The 14741-nt window shown below is 67.9% G+C and carries 13 protein-coding genes; 6 read left to right on the top strand and 7 right to left on the bottom strand.

What is annotated here, in order from left to right:
* Positions 1-321 precede the first annotated feature (321 nt).
* Together VJ162_RS05985 and VJ162_RS05980 are read left to right on the top strand one after the other, a co-directional pair.
* Positions 322-1371 carry a glycosyltransferase gene (locus VJ162_RS05985; protein WP_324663060.1) on the top strand — a complete coding sequence of 350 codons (1050 nt, stop codon included), beginning with the start codon at positions 322-324 and terminating at the stop codon, positions 1369-1371.
* A gap of 171 nt (positions 1372-1542) precedes the next feature.
* The gene (locus tag VJ162_RS05980; RefSeq protein ID WP_324663059.1) at positions 1543-2931 is read left to right on the top strand and encodes a PAS domain-containing sensor histidine kinase; all 1389 of its coding nucleotides are present in this window, start codon (positions 1543-1545) and stop codon (positions 2929-2931) included.
* 96 nt (positions 2932-3027) lie between these two features.
* Here VJ162_RS05980 and VJ162_RS05975 read toward each other — a convergent pair whose 3' ends face one another.
* The gene (locus VJ162_RS05975; RefSeq protein WP_324663058.1) at positions 3028-3204 is read right to left on the bottom strand and encodes a hypothetical protein; all 177 of its coding nucleotides are present in this window, start codon (positions 3202-3204) and stop codon (positions 3028-3030) included.
* 99 nt (positions 3205-3303) lie between these two features.
* Here VJ162_RS05975 and VJ162_RS05970 point away from each other — a divergent pair, with 99 nt between their 5' ends.
* Complete coding sequence (locus VJ162_RS05970; RefSeq protein WP_324663057.1) at positions 3304-5142, top strand: DEAD/DEAH box helicase; 1839 nt, start codon at positions 3304-3306, stop codon at positions 5140-5142.
* A gap of 71 nt (positions 5143-5213) precedes the next feature.
* Here VJ162_RS05970 and folP read toward each other — a convergent pair whose 3' ends face one another.
* From folP to purH, 5 genes are all read right to left on the bottom strand, one after another.
* The gene (gene folP, locus VJ162_RS05965) at positions 5214-7682 is read right to left on the bottom strand and encodes a dihydropteroate synthase (protein ID WP_324663055.1); all 2469 of its coding nucleotides are present in this window, start codon (positions 7680-7682) and stop codon (positions 5214-5216) included.
* A gap of 56 nt (positions 7683-7738) precedes the next feature.
* Positions 7739-8542: a hypothetical protein gene (locus VJ162_RS05960; protein ID WP_324663053.1), complete on the bottom strand. Its 804-nt coding sequence runs from the start codon at positions 8540-8542 to the stop codon at positions 7739-7741.
* A gap of 49 nt (positions 8543-8591) precedes the next feature.
* Positions 8592-9272: a hypothetical protein gene (locus VJ162_RS05955; RefSeq protein ID WP_324663051.1), complete on the bottom strand. Its 681-nt coding sequence runs from the start codon at positions 9270-9272 to the stop codon at positions 8592-8594.
* Positions 9273-9318: 46 nt separating this feature from the next.
* Entirely contained in the window at positions 9319-9846 is a 528-nt protein-coding gene (locus tag VJ162_RS05950; RefSeq protein ID WP_324663050.1) for an SHOCT domain-containing protein, read from the bottom strand.
* 150 nt (positions 9847-9996) lie between these two features.
* The gene (gene purH, locus VJ162_RS05945) at positions 9997-11577 is read right to left on the bottom strand and encodes a bifunctional phosphoribosylaminoimidazolecarboxamide formyltransferase/IMP cyclohydrolase (protein WP_324663049.1); all 1581 of its coding nucleotides are present in this window, start codon (positions 11575-11577) and stop codon (positions 9997-9999) included.
* Between the two features lie 160 nt (positions 11578-11737).
* On the opposite strand from purH, the gene VJ162_RS05940 reads away from it, so the two are divergent.
* Both VJ162_RS05940 and purB read left to right on the top strand, forming a co-directional pair.
* Complete coding sequence (locus VJ162_RS05940) at positions 11738-12097, top strand: DsrE family protein (protein ID WP_324663048.1); 360 nt, start codon at positions 11738-11740, stop codon at positions 12095-12097.
* Positions 12098-12210: 113 nt separating this feature from the next.
* Positions 12211-13602, top strand: coding sequence for an adenylosuccinate lyase (purB, locus tag VJ162_RS05935; RefSeq protein ID WP_324663046.1), 1392 nt, complete (start codon positions 12211-12213; stop codon positions 13600-13602).
* A 5-nt stretch (positions 13603-13607) separates the two neighbouring features.
* Here purB and VJ162_RS05930 read toward each other — a convergent pair whose 3' ends face one another.
* On the bottom strand, positions 13608-13832 hold the full coding sequence (locus VJ162_RS05930; protein ID WP_324663044.1) for a HalOD1 output domain-containing protein: 225 nt from the start codon (positions 13830-13832) through the stop codon (positions 13608-13610).
* A 280-nt stretch (positions 13833-14112) separates the two neighbouring features.
* On the opposite strand from VJ162_RS05930, the gene VJ162_RS05925 reads away from it, so the two are divergent.
* Positions 14113-14733 carry a phosphoribosyltransferase gene (locus tag VJ162_RS05925; protein WP_324663043.1) on the top strand — a complete coding sequence of 207 codons (621 nt, stop codon included), beginning with the start codon at positions 14113-14115 and terminating at the stop codon, positions 14731-14733.
* The last annotated feature ends 8 nt before the right edge of the window (positions 14734-14741 follow it).

Raw genomic sequence — 14741 nt, 5'->3', positions numbered from 1 at the left:
AGCGCCGCCCGTGAACGCCCCTTTCAATCCCACTCCGTACAGATTGACCAACCGGCTACGGGCGGGATTGAAAGGGGCCGCACGCTGGACGAACCCCGACGAAGTAAGGACCGCAGGGAACAGAGTGACCGAGGACCGCAACGAGGCGCGGGAGTCCAGCGTGCGGGGGCTTTCTGGTTGGTAGCAGCGTAACCGCTACACACTGCTGTCGGGGCTCTCTGACTGTCTGCGGTCGCGTTTGTCGGCCCATTTGCCGTCCCGCTCCACGTTGCAGTGCGCGGATGGGGTGGGTTTTTGAGCGGCCCCGTTCTCGACTCCGGTATGCGCGTCGCGGTCGTCGTCATGGAGACGAGCCACCACCGGGACACCGAGGGACGGCGCCACATCGAGCGCCTCGCCGCGACGTTGACCGAAGCCGGCCACGAGGTGTCCGTCTTCTGCGCCCAGTGGTGGGGCGGCAATTCGAGCCGGTTCGAGCCCGACGAGGTGACCTACCGCGGGGTCACCGTCGAGCCCGCGGAGGCGTCGTTCTGTACGCGGCTGCCGGCGCTTCTGGCGAAGTACCGCCCCGACGTGGTACACGCCTTCCCGGCGCCGTCGTCGGCGTTGCGTGCGGCCAACGCCGGCGCGAAACTCGCCCGGGCGCCGCTGGTCGTCGAGTGGTTCGGCGACCACGACGAGCCGGTCTCGAACCGTGCGATGGGTGCCGCCGACCAGTTCGTCGCCCCCTCCGAACTCGTCCAGACGCAGCTCTGGGAGGCCGGTGCCGACAGCGAGCGAACGACTGTCATCCCTGAGGGCATCGATATGGACCTCGTTCGCGACGTGGCGCCGGCCGAGTCGGTCGACGTGGTGTATGCCCACCCGTTAGACGAGAGCGCCAACATCGAATCGCTGTTTCTGGGGCTGGCCGAACTCCGACAGAAGGGGTGGTCGGCGACGATCATCGGCGACGGGCCCGAGCGCGACACCTACGAGCGGGAGGCCGCCGACCTCCGCATCGACGACCGGGTCGACTTCGTCGGCTCGTGTGACCGCGAGCGGCGGCTGGCCATTTATAAGGGCGCGCAGGTGTTCGTCCAGACGGCGTGGCGCGAGTACTTCGCGACGGAGCTGCTGTGGGCGCTGGCGTGTGGCTGTATCGCCGTCGTAGAGTACCAGGCCGAGTCCAGCGCTCACGAGCTTGTCGAACACCGCGACCGGGACTTCCGCGTGACGACGCCACAGGAGATAGCCGACGCCATCGTCGCCTCGGCCGACATGGACCACCGTACCGTCGACGAATCGCTGGCCGACTACGACCACGCCGCGGTCGTCGAGCGGTACGAGGCGCTTTACGAGCGACTGGTCGACGAGTACGGGCTGTTCTAGTCACGTGGTGGGGGCCACCGAGCTGTCCGCAGACCGTTGTGTCATCCGGCCGCTTGTTCGGCCGATATGTCCAAGCATGGGCAGGTAACGCCCGCAGGTGCGCGTGGCTCAATAGCCATCCGCACATTATATGCCATATTGTACCGATTGTCTCGGTAGTCGATGTTCCTCTTGGATACCGAGAACAAGCTCTCGCTGGTTGGTGACTCGTTGGCCAGCTGGTTTGCGAAGAGTCCGGCGGAGCTAGAAGGCGTAGAAATCAGCACGTTACTGGTAGACGAGGACACACCCCGTCTCCGCGCAGCGCTGACGGCAGCCCGGCAGGGGTCGGGACAGGTGATGCAGAAGTTCACGTGCAGCCTGTCTACGAACGGCGACGACCCGACGGTCGAGATCGAACTCTCCCCCGTCTCGAACCCGTCCCAAGAGGGCGACGTACTCGGAGCCGTTCATAGCAAAACGGAGTATCGGGCCAGCGATGCGCAAACGGCAGGTGCGGAGTGGTTCGACCACTTTTTCGACCTTATGGATCAGGCTGTCGTCGAATTTGAATTTCGCGACAACGAGCCGATCGTGCGATCGGTCAACCCCGCGTTTGAAAAGACGTTCGGCTATCATGCCGGCTACATCGTCGGTGAGTCACTAAACGAGTACATCGTGCCTGATGGCCACAGTAGTGAAGCGATACAGCTGGACACCGAGATCGCCAACGGAAACGTGGCCAAAGGGGTGTACACACGGCAAACAGCCAGCGGGCCGAAAGACTTCTACTGCCGGTGTCTCCCCATCGGGACGGACGGCGACAGCCAGTACGGGTTAGCAACCTACACCGACGTCACTGAGGACCAACAGAAGCGCCAGCACCTCCAAGTGCTCCACCGGGTGTTGCGGCACAACCTCCGGAACGAACTGACAGTGGTCCTCGGGATGGCCGACGAGATAGCGACCCACGCGGAGTCGTCGGCGGTGAGACAGGCTGCGGCTCGGATCACGGACCGAGCCGAGAACCTTGTCGGTGTCAGTGAGAAAGCCCGGATGGCACAGAGCATTCTCAAACAACCCCAGACGGACACTGTCACCGATGTCGGACAGACGGCTCTCGAAGCTGTCGCCGCGGCAGAGGAGAAGTGGCCTGACTCGACGATAACAATCGACGCCGAGACCGCCCTTCCCGTGTCTACCGGTTCTGAAATCCGGGACGCGTTGGATAACCTCCTGGACAACGCAGTCACGCACAATACCGGGGATCCCGTCGTACATGTTCGCGTGAGGAAGTACACCCCGATTCACGTCACGACTCGGTCGTTCGGTCAGGAGGCGGTCATCACGATCGAAGATAACGGGCCGGGGATTCCGGAGAACGAACGTGCAGTCGTGTTCGACGGGGAGGATATGAACCAGTTGAAACACGGGAGCGGGTTCGGTCTCTGGGTCGTGCGGTGGATCGTAGAATCGGCTAACGGCAGCGTCAACTACGAGCGAACCGACGGCTGGACGACGGTCGAACTGCGACTGCCGATCACGACTGACCACAAGACTGAGCAAGTCACGCTGACGTAGCTGTGAGACCTGGTTTGCTCAAAACTCCGGGCCCGCTTGCTCGCTCCGTCGGCTTTCGGCCGAACGACCCTGCCTGCACCGTTCCGTGACACCCGTTCACTGGAAATACAGATAGAGCACCGAGAACGCGATTCCGGCCAGCCCGGCCTGCAGTACCGCCTCGAACAGCCCGCCGTCGAAGAGGAGCAACTGGACCGCTCCCCAGACGAGGACCCACGCGACGACGTTTACGGTCGTGAAGACCCAGGGGTTTCGCATCGATAGCTCGGGCACAGCAAAGCGTTGTCGAGCGGCCGTGAAATCTCTACGGGTCGACGCCGCTCGACCGACCAGACGAAACCCGTTTTGGGCTGTGGCACCCAGCTGAGAGTAGTGACTACCGAATCCGAGGACAGCGACGCCCGCCTCGAACTCGACGCGGTGTACGACGCCATCGACGCCGTCGGCCGCCCGCACCTGACGGCGACCGAGCTCTCACGCAAGACGGACCTGACGCCCGACGAGGCACGGAGCGCCCTCGAAGCGCTGGCCGACGAGGGGGAGATACAGCGCCAGGACGTGACCGGGACGGAGTCGGTGTGGTATCCGACCGACGTGGCCGAGGTGACCGACCGCGAGCGGGTCATCCTCTTTCCGGACCGCCGGGAGGTCGTCGTCGAACACCCCGACCAGTTCACCCGGGCACAGCTCTCGCAGTTCGCGCGGCTCGGTGACTCGAACCGTTCGGGCGGCTACGTCTACGAGCTCCGCGAGGCCGACATCTGGGCCGCCCCCCACGAGACCCTGGCGGAACTGCTCTCGACGATGCGGGACGTGCTCGGGGAACGGTCGTCCCACCTCGAAGAGTGGGTGACCAGCCAGTGGGAGCGGGCCCGGAAGTTCCGCCTGTACACCCACGAGGACGGCTACGTGGTGCTGGAAGCCGAGAGCGACGAGCTGATGGGCAACGTCGCCCGGCCGAAACTGGACGACGACCTGTTGCGGGCGCCCATCTCCGACTCGGAGTCGTGGGTCGACGCCGACGCCACGGCCCAGGTCAAGCGGACGCTGTACGAGGCCGGCTACCCGGTGCGGGACGACCGCGAGCTGGCGACCGGCGAGCCCCTGGAGATGGAGCTCCGACTGCGACTGCGGGACTACCAGGCCGACTGGGTCGAGCGGTTCACCGAGCAGGGATCGGGCGTGTTCGTCGGGCCGCCCGGCTCGGGCAAGACTGTCGCGGCGATGGGCGCGATGGCCGCCGTCGGCGGCGAGACGCTGATTCTGGTGCCGTCGAGGGAACTGGCGACCCAGTGGCGCGACGAGCTGGTCCGACACACGACACTTTCCGACGACGACATCGGCGAGTACCACGGCGGCGAGAAGGAGATCCGTCCGGTGACCATCGCGACCTACCGCACCGCCGGGATGGACCGCCACCGGAAGCTGTTCGACGAGCGAAAGTGGGGGCTCATCGTGTTCGACGAGGTCCACCACGTCCCGGCGCCGATCTACCGCCGGAGCGCGAACCTCCAGACCAAACACCGGCTGGGACTCACGGCGACCCCGACGCGGGAGTCAGACGACGAGGAGGAGATATTCACCCTCGTCGGCCCGCCCATCGGCACCGACTGGGGGAAGCTCTTCGACGAGGGCTACGTCGCAGAGCCGGAGGTCGAGATACGGCTGGTCCCCTGGGGAAGCGACGACGAGCGCACCGAGTACGCCGCCACGTCGGGCCACGACCGCCGGCAGGCGGCGGCCGGAAACAGCGGCAAGATAGACGAGATACGCTACACGCTGGCCCAGCACCCCGAGGCGAAAGCACTCGTCTTCGTGGAGTATCTGGACGACGGCGAGGCCATCAGCGAGGCCATCGACGAGCCCTTCATCAGCGGTGAGACCCGCCACGCCGAGCGAGAGCGGCTGTTTGCGGCCTTCCGCCGGGGCGAACAGGACACGCTGGTGGTCTCCCGCGTCGGCGACGAGGGCATCGACCTCCCCGACGCCGAACTCGCCGTCGTCGCCTCCGGGCTTGGCGGTTCCCGCCGGCAGGGCGCCCAGCGGGCCGGCCGGACGATGCGCCCCGCCGGCGACGCCCGCATGGTGGTGCTGGCGACCCGCGGGACGACCGAGGAGGACTTCGTCCGCCGGCAGATGCGCCATCTCGCCTCGAAGGGAATTCAGGTCACAGAACAGGAGGCCCACGCCGTGGACCCGGAGGCGGAGTAGACCGCCGCGTCCACCCAGACAGCGGCACGCGGGTACGCCACCCCCGCCGGACTGTGACCGCCACGTTGGTATCAGCTGAACCGGTCGGGGTCGCGGGCCGCCTGGGCGACGTTGACGGCGGCGGCGTTCGCGGCCACGTCGTGGACCCGTATCACGTCGGCGCCCCGCTCCGTGGCGATGGTCGTTCCCGCTATCGTCGCTTCGAGGCAGTCACCCGGCTGCTCGCCGACGAGGCCGAACAGGGACTTGTGGGAATGGCCGACCAGAACCGGACAGCCAAGCGCCCGGAACTCCTCGATTCGGTCGAGCAACTCGAAGTCCTCGGCCGGCGACTTCCCGAAGCCGATGCCGGGGTCGACCAGAATCTGCTCGCGGTCCAGCCCCGCCTTCTCGGCCAGCAGGACGCGCTCGGTCAGCTCGTCGATGACGTCCCCGACCACGTCGTCGTAGTGGATATCGCTGTCTGGGTCGACGGGCGTGTTAATGGAGTGCATCACGACGACGGGCACGTCGTACTCGGCGGCGACCAGCCGCATCTCGGGGTCTTCGAGCCCCGACACGTCGTTGAGGATGTCCGCGCCGGCCGAAAGTGCCGCGCGGGCCACCTCGGCTTTCCGGGTGTCGACGGAGATGGCCACGTCCACGTCCGAGAGGGCCTCGATGACCGGGACCACGCGGTCGATTTCCGTCTCGACGGGGACGGGGTCGGCCCCCGGCCTGGTCGATTCGCCGCCGATGTCGAGGATGTCGGCGCCGTCTTCGACCATCTGCTGGGCGCGGGCGACGGCATCCGCGATGGCGTTGTACTCCCCGCCGTCGTGGAACGAATCCGGCGTGACGTTGAGGATACCCATCACCGCGGTGCCGTCGCTCCAGGGGTAGTCGGTCTCGGACGGGGGCTGCTGGATATCCAGAGCCTCGCGGAGCTCGTCGGAAAAGGTCGAGAGCCCGTACGGCTGGCCGTCTAGCTTCTCCGCGAGCCGTTTGAACTGCGCCATCGTCCCCATCAGCACGCAGTCGACGCGCTCCTCGGCCTGGTCGTTCAGCCCGGAGACGGCACACTCGCCGCCCAGCGACAGCAGTTCCTCCTTGAGATAACTCGCCTGGCGGGGCTGGACGCGGGTCCGGAGGACCCGGTGGACGGCCTTCCCGCGCATCCGCCAGGCGCCCGCCTGCGTGACGTGGGCGCCCTCGATTGTCGCCTCCGCTTCGGGAATCGAATCGACGGTCTTGGGTACCATCGACCGCGACCAGCGCGTTCGGGCCTCGCGGACTGCGTACAGCGACCCCGTCACGAGGACGGCGTCGCCCGGCTCGGCGGCATCGAGTGCCATCCCGAGGGCGCCGGCCACGTCCGAGCGGGTCTGTACCTCGGCGTCGGTCGACTCACGCAGCGCCTCGGCCAGTACGTCGGGTGCCTCCGCCCGGTCGACGTTGGGCCGGCAGGCGACGATGTGGTCGGCCCCGTCCAGTTCGGCCGCAATAGCCGCGTGGTCCTTGTCGACCATCGCGCCGAGGACGACGTGGAGGTCGTCGTACTCGAACGAGTCGAGCGTCGCCATCGTCCGTTCGAGGCCGCCGGGGTTGTGCGCGCCGTCGAGGACGGTCAGTGGCGACTGCCCCATCACCTCGAAGCGGCCCGGCCAGTGGACGTTTCGCAGGCCGCGCTCGACGGCGGCCCGGGCGATATCGACCCCGAGCGCGTCGGCGGCCTGTCGGACCAGCGCCGCGGCGATACCCGCGTTGTGGGCCTGGTGTTCGCCCAGCAGCGGCAGGTGGGTGTCGACGGTCCAGCCCGGTCCGTCGATGGTGACGGCGGCTTCCAGCCCCTCCCGGCCACCGTAGCTCACTCGCACGTCCGGGTCGCCGTCGCTGTCCGCGTCGCTTCCGTCGCCGACCGGTATCACGTCGCCGGCCTGCTCGCGGACCGCGGCGAGGGCGTCGCCGGTCGCACCGGTCACCAGCGGTCGGTCGGCGGGCGCGACGTGGGCCTTGTCCGTGGCTATCTCCTCGACCGTGTCACCCAGGATGTGCGTGTGTTCCAGGGTCACGCTCGTCACTGCGCTGGCGACCGGGTCGACGACGCTGGTGGCGTCGTACTTCCCGCCGATGCCAACTTCCAGGACGGCCACGTCGACGTCCTGCCGGTCGAACTCCCAGAAGGCGAAGGCGGTCAGCGTCTCGAAGAACGTCGGGGAGGCCCCGGCGGCCCCCTCCTCCGTGATGTACTCGCGAGCTTCTTCGACGAACTCGACGACGGCGGCCTCGGGGACCTTGCGGCCGTTTACCTGTATCCGCTCGCGGACATCGTCGAGGTGTGGCGAGGTGTAGAGACCGACGTCGAGGCCGGCCTCCCGGAGCGCCCGCTCGACCATCCGGGCGGTCGATCCCTTGCCGTTGGAGCCGGCTATCTGCACGCAGCTGGGTCCCGCCTGTGGGTCGCCCAGTTCCGAAAGCAGCGCCCGCGTGGCGTCGGTGCCGGCCCGGGAGTCGAACCGGCGCAACTCGAAGAGGAAGTTCGCGGCCTCGTGGAACTCCATGCCCGCAGTTCCGTAGCCGTCCGCTTTAGGCTGTCGGACCGTAGACTGTGTGGCCTCTAGCCCGACCGGACCCAGTCGGGCTCGCGCACGCTCACGTCACCGAGAGCCAGCACGGTGAACGACCACTCGACGGTGGCGCCGCTCCCCTCGGGCGTGTACGGGAGACTCGCCTCGAAGACGACGCCCTCGGCGTCGACGAACGCACCGCCGTCCGCCGTGACGGCCGTCGCGCCACCCGCCAGGTCGGCCGATTCGAGCGCGAACTCGTGGAGCCGCCGACCGTCCCGCGTGACCGTCCCGGCCGGCGCGTAGCTGCCCGCATCGAGTATCCCTCCCAGCCCCTCACTGTCACCGAGCAATCTGACTTGGTCGTTGTCCTCATGGACCGTCGCGAACGTCTCCACTGTGTCGGTGCTGTACGAGGTCTCCCCGCCCGCCGTTGCCTGGATATGGCTCGTCCCGTCGGCGACGTACCGGCGGTTCGTCTCCGAGGGCGAGTCGTGGACGTACAGATACCGCTCCTGGCTCGGGCTGCTCCGTATCGTGGTGGTGACGGTGCTCTCGCCACCCAGCGGGACGACACTCTCTATCGCGTAGTCGGTCGACCGGAGCGCCGACTGGGTGGCCGACACGAGCGCCGAGGCGTCGTCGATACCGCTCTCGCTCGTCCCCGGCGGGAGCCCTATCGACTCCGGCGTCGCTGTCGACTGCGGTGACGCAGTTGGCGAGGAGCCCGGTGTTTCGGCCTCCGACGCCGTGGATTGGTCGTCGCCGCTACAACCCGCAAGCGCCGCGACTCCGGTGGCACCGACCGCCGCGAGCAGCGCACGACGAGTCCGACCATGACCTGTCCGGCTCATACGCCCCCTTGTCGACCGCTAGCTAATAGTGGTGCGGGTGCCGACAGCCTCAGACCTCGTCGCCGCCTTGCAGCCACTGCACGACCGCGCCGCTCGCGGCGAGGAAGGCAAGCCCCAGCAGCGGCGCGGCGTCGACCGATTCGGTCGGCCGCGCGTCGTCCTCGACGGTCTTCGGTTCGGCCGGTTCGTCGGGCGTCTCGACAGGCTCCGGCTCGCTCGTCTCTCTGGGCTCCCACTCCACGTCCGAACGGTCCCCCTCGGTCCGGCCGTGTGGCGCTGTCTCGGACGCCGGCTCCTCGTCCGGTATCACCAGCGACGGCTCGGGCGTCGAGGGCTCCGGCTCGGACGCCGCCCGCTCGGTCTCGCCCGCCGGTGGCGCCGTCCCGTCGGTGTCGACCCCCGTCGTCGGCGGCGGCGTCTCCGACTCGCCGCTGTCGCCGTTCCGGCGCCGGTACACCCAGATGCCGACCGTCGCGATACCGAGCATCACCATCGAGACGCCCAGTCCGAGCAGCCCGTAGGTTTTCACGACCGAGGCGTCGACATCGGTCTCCGGCAGCGGAACCCGCTCTTCCAGCCCGCCGTCGTCGCTCTCGTCCGGCGCCGGTTCAGCGCCGACCCCGCGGTCGTCCGTCCCCTCGTCGCCGACCGCGATACCCGGCACCGTGCCGAGCACACGGGCGAGCCGCGGCGAGTCGACGTCGGCCCGGTAGAGTGTGAACTTGCTCATACCTGCAGTGACGTGCGGGCGAGATAAAAACCCGCAGGCCGTCCGCTCACCGCTCTCGCTCCCGTTCGATCTCGCGGTCGGGCGCGGCGGGCGCGTTCGTGCCCAGTTCGCTGTCCGGCACCCGAGACTCTCCCGTCTCGTCGAGCAGCGCGTCGAGACGCGCCTCGAACTCCCGCTCGGAGAGCTCGCCGTCGACGTACCGCTCCGTGAGCCTCGCCCGCCGGTCCTCGACCGTGGGTTCGAGGCGGTCGGCCAGCCCGAGCCGCCGGAGCGGAGGGACGGCGGCCTCCAGCCCGTGGAGGGCGTTCGCCACGCGTCGATTCCGGGGAACCGACGGGAGCGAGGCGCGGCTGGCGAGCGTCGACAGGAGCCCGGCCCCGAAGACCAGCGTCAGCCCGCCAAGCAACAGTGTCGCAAGCAGGAAGGCACCGACCGTCAGCACCAGCGACCCGCCGGTCACCAGTACGGAGGCGGTCGCGAGCACGCCGACGACGGCGACGCCGGCCGTCGAGAGCCCGGACAGCACCGTCGCGGCGAACAGCAGCCAGTGGCGGTTCTCGGCGAGCCAGGTCACAGCGGCGCTAGTGGATGTCGCCGCAAATGACTTTGGACAGCCGCCCCCGTGGACGACGGTCGTCGGCAGGGCGCTCCCCGACGGCGCTCAGTCGTGCCGGAAACACCGGAAGACTCCCGCTGGTCGCCTTCCGAGCTTCAGACACTCCTCTCAGTCGTGTCTGAAACTGCGCTGGCCGGTCATGACCATCGTCATGTCGTGTTCGTCGGCGGCCTCGATGACGCTCTCGTCGTTCTTCGAGCCGCCGGGCTGGATGACGGCCTCGATGCCCGCTTTGGCGGCCTCCTCGATGCCGTCCGGGAACGGGAAGAAGGCGTCGGAGGCCATCACGGCGCCCGCCGCGTCCTTGCCCTCGGCGTGTTCGTCGGCCTTCATGGCGGCCAGCCGGACGGCGTCGACGCGGGAGACCTGGCCCATGCCGATGCCCACGGTCTCCGTTCCCTTCGCGAAGAGGATGCCGTTGGACTTGACGTGTTTGAGCGTGTGCCAGGCAAACAGCATCGACTCTATCTGTTCCTCGGTGGGCTGGCGCTCGGTGACCACTTCGAGGTCCTCCGGGGTGAGGTGCTGGGTGTCGCGCTCCTGGACGAGTCGGCCCCCGACCAGGGGTTTCTCGGTGAGCGTATCGGTCACCTCGAAGTTGTCGTTGACCTCTAGCACGCGGAGGTTCTCCTTCTCGAAGAGCACGTCCAGCGCGGCGTCGGTGTAGCCCGGCGCGACGACGACCTCCTTGAACGAGTCGATGATCTGTTCGGCGGTCGCCGTATCGCACTCCCGGTTGAGCGCGACGATGCCGCCGAAGGCGCTCATCGGGTCCGTCGAGAGGGCCTTGCCGTAGGCCTCGGCGACGGAGTCGGCGGTCGCACAGCCGGCGGGGTTCGTGTGTTTGATGACGGCGGCGGCCGGCTCGTCGAACTCCTTGATGAGGTTCAGGGCCCCGTCCGCGTCGTTGTAGTTGTTGTACGACAGGGCCTTGGCGCCCTCGTTCAACTGGTCGGCGTGGACGACGCTAGCCTCCGAGACGGTGGTGTCGGCGTACAGCGCGGCGTCCTGGTGGGGGTTCTCCCCGTACCGGAGGTCCGCGGCGCGGTCGTCCGAGACCAGCCGGCGCGCGGGGAACGCCCCGCCCTCGTCGCCCTCGACGTCGACCGTGCCGTCGTCCCAGTCGACGTCGACGCGGCCCTCGGCGAACCACTCGACGACTCTGGGGTAGGCCGTGAACTCGCCCTCGTAGAGGACGCGCTCTTTCAGGGCGTCGGTGTCGTCGCCCTCGAAGACCGGGATGGGTTCCTGGGTGACGATGGGGCCGCCGTCGACCGTCTCGTCGACGACGTGGACGGTACAGCCCGTGACTTTGACGCCCGCATCGAGGACCTGCTCGTGGGGGTCCATCCCGTCGAAGTTCGGGAGCAGAGACGGGTGGACGTTCAGCGTGGTCGGCGCGTCGTCGAGGAAGGTCTCGCTGAGGATGCGCATGTAGCCGTCCAGCGTCACCAGGTCGAAGTCGTAGTCCGCGAGGGCGTCGAGGACCCGCTCCTCGTGGGACTGGCGGGACTCGTCCTCGTCTCGCTCGACGACTTCGGTCGGGATGCCACGCTCCGCTGCGGCCTCCAGGACGGGCGCGTCGGCGTCGTTCGTCAGGACGACGGCGAACTCGGCGCCGCCGGGCGAGCGGTCGGCGATGTTCAAGAGGTTCCGGCCACGGTTGCTGGCCATACCGGCGAGTTTCATACCTATCTCCGGGCGGCCGGCGCGCAAAGTAGTTGCGAAATGCGCGGGTCGCGCTCGGGGGGGAACGCTGCCGTCAGGGCCCACCGGACGGCCGGCTCGGGCCGACTACGGTCGGGTGTCCCGGGCGGGGATTTATCTCGGTCCGGACGCATCGGCTGGCATGAGCAGTCACTGTTCGATTCTGGTACACATCTCCAGCGACGACATCGGTGACTGGCAGATGGCGCTGCGCAATCTCGCGAACCTCGTCAACGACGACTCAGTCGAGACGCCGCCGGAGCTGATGGAGGTCGTCGTCAACGGGCCCGGGGTCCGTTTCCTCCTCGAAACCAGTCCCGAGGCTGACAAAGTGACGCGGATGGCCCAGTCCGGCGTCGAGATTTCCGCCTGCGCGAACTCCCTGGACCGGTTTGGCCACGCCGCACAGGACCTCGCGACCGGTGTGACGACGGTGCGGTCCGGCGTCGCCGAGGTCGTGCGCGTCCAGCAGCGGGGCGACACGTACCTGAAGCTGCCATAACGCGGACATGCCGGCTGCGACGTTTCGAAAACGAGGTCGTGACTCCGGGTTCGACCGTCCAGCCGGCAGTGTGAGTCGACACGCTTTTTCGGGTCTCCGGCGGAGAGTGCGGTATGACCGACAGAGGCCCCCTCGCCGCCGTTTCTCCGCTCGACGGCCGCTACGCCCGGTACACCGAACCGCTCGTCCCGTACGCCAGCGAGCGGGCGCTCATGCGCGCCCGCGTCGAAGTGGAAGTGGAGTATCTCGTCGCGCTGGCCGACCTCGACGCGACACCCCTCTCCATCGCCACGGACCAGCGGGCCAAACTCCGCGCGCTCTACGAGGACTTCGACGACGAGGACGCGAGCGTCGTCAAGCAACTTGAGACCGAGGGGTACGGCGAGTACGCTGCCACGAACCACGACGTCAAGGCCATCGAGTATTTCATCCGTCTGGGCATGCCCGAGGGGCTCGACGCCGACCACTGGATTCACTTCGGGCTGACCAGCGAGGACGTGAACAACCTGGCTCACCGCCTGCTGGTCAAGCCAGCCGCCGAGGACGTGCTGGTGCCGGAACTGCGCGAGATTCGTGATACGCTCGTCGGGATGGCCCACGAGCACGCCGACCTGCCGATGCTCGCCCGGACCCACGGCCAGCCGGCCACCCCGACGACGTTCGGCAAGGAGATGGCGGTCTACGCCTCCCGACTCGGGCAGGCCATCGCCCGCATCGAGCGGGCCGCGGATTCGCTCTCGGGCAAGCTCGCCGGGGCCTCCGGGACGTATGCGGCCCACCACGCCGCCTACCCGGACGTGGACTGGCCCGCCGTCGCCGAGGCGTTCGTCGGCTCGCTCGGTCTGGACCACGAGCCCCTGACAACGCAGGTCAATCCCTGTGACGACCTCGCGGTCCTCTTCGATGCGGTCCGGGGGGCCAACAACGTCCTGCTGGACATGAACCGGGACATGTGGCTCTACGTCTCCGACCGCTATCTCGGGCAACAGACCGTCGAGGGCGAGACCGGCTCCTCGACGATGCCCCACAAGGTCAACCCGATAGACTTCGAGAACAGCGAGGGGAACCTCTCGAAAGCGAACTCCGATCTCGTCTTCCTCGGGGACTACGTCACCAACTCCCGGCTCCAGCGGGACCTCTCGGACTCGACGGTCAAGCGAAACGTCGGCTCCGCCCTGGCGTACTCGCTTATCGCCTACGGCAAGTGCCAGAACGGGCTGGCGAAGGTAGTGCCAAACGAGCAGGTCATGCGGGCGGAGCTGGACGACACGCCCGAGATTATCGGCGAGGCCGTCCAGACTATCCTCCGCCGGGAGGGCCACGACGACGCCTACGAGCAGGTGAAGCAGGCGACGCGGGGTCAGGACGTGACCATCGAGGACTTCCGCGAAATGATTGCGGGCCTCGACGTGAGCAAAGACGTGCGGGCGGAGCTAGAAGCGCTGACGCCGGCCGGCTACACCGGCCTCGCGGCCGACCTGGCGGCGGACGTCGACGGGACGTAGCGGGTCTACGTGGCCAGCGGTTCGAGCGTGATGTCGCCGTCACTACTTACCGTCACCACGTAGTTCTTGTACTCGAAGGTGACGTGGCCCCTGGTGTCGCGGAAGAGCCGCTCTAACGCCCTGGTGTCGACGGACTCGAACAGCGAGGGCTCCACGTCGGCCGGGTCGACACCCTCCGCTTGGGCGACCGCGGAGACGATTTCGTCTGTCACCGTTCGATTATCATCCATACCCAATAACCGATATCTCTGCTTGAATAGTTGATGGCCGTCGGACTCGCGCTCGCCCAGCGGACTCCGCTCAGGACTGATCAGCCGTGGCGGCGTCAGCGACCCCTCGCTTTGCCTGCGAGCCGACGCGTCGACTGGTCGGTAGCGCCGCCAGCGGCCGGTTGACCTCGGACTGCACCGTCGTCGCGTTCCCGTGACCGTGCGAAGTCGGCGGACACTACACAGGAGTGTCCTCGGAGTAGCCGCGGGGATTAAGTCCGCCTCTGCCCTACGATTTGATATGTTCACGGACCGAACGGACGCCGGTGAACAGCTGGCCGCGGCGGTCCGTCAGTCGGCGTTCGCTGTCGACGTCGTCCTGGGTATCCCCCGCGGCGGGCTGCCGGTCGCCCGCCCCGTCGCGGACGAACTCGACGTTCCCATAGACGTGGTGGTCGCGAGCAAGGTCGGCGCGCCCGACAACCCCGAGCTGGCGGTCGCCGCCGTCGCCGACGACGGGACGACGTGGCGCAACGACTCCCTCATCGGGAAGGTAGACCCGCCCGCGGGGTATCTGGACGACGAAATCGACCGCGAACGGCGGGCGGCCAGAGAGAAGTTCGACCGCTACCGCGAGGGCCGCCCGCCCCTTTCCCTCGACGGCGAGCACGTCTGTATCGTCGACGACGGGCTCGCAACGGGCGCGACGATGTTCGCCTGCGTCGAGCGGGTCCGGGCGGCCGGCGCTGCGAGTGTCGCCGCCGCGGTTCCGGTCGGGTCGCCCCGGACCGCCGACGACCTGGAGCGGCGGGTCGACCACCTCGTCGTGCTGGAGCGGCCCCGGTCGTTCAGGGCCGTCGGACAGTTCTTCCGGGACTTCTCGCAGGTGACCGACGAGGAAGCGATGGCGCTGCTCGACTAGTCGGCACA

The organism is Haloarcula sediminis (assembly GCF_035656455.1).
Lineage (GTDB): Archaea > Halobacteriota > Halobacteria > Halobacteriales > Haloarculaceae > Haloarcula > Haloarcula sediminis.
Note: the sequence above shows the minus strand (reverse complement) of the source record. Positions and strands in the feature narration are given on the sequence as shown.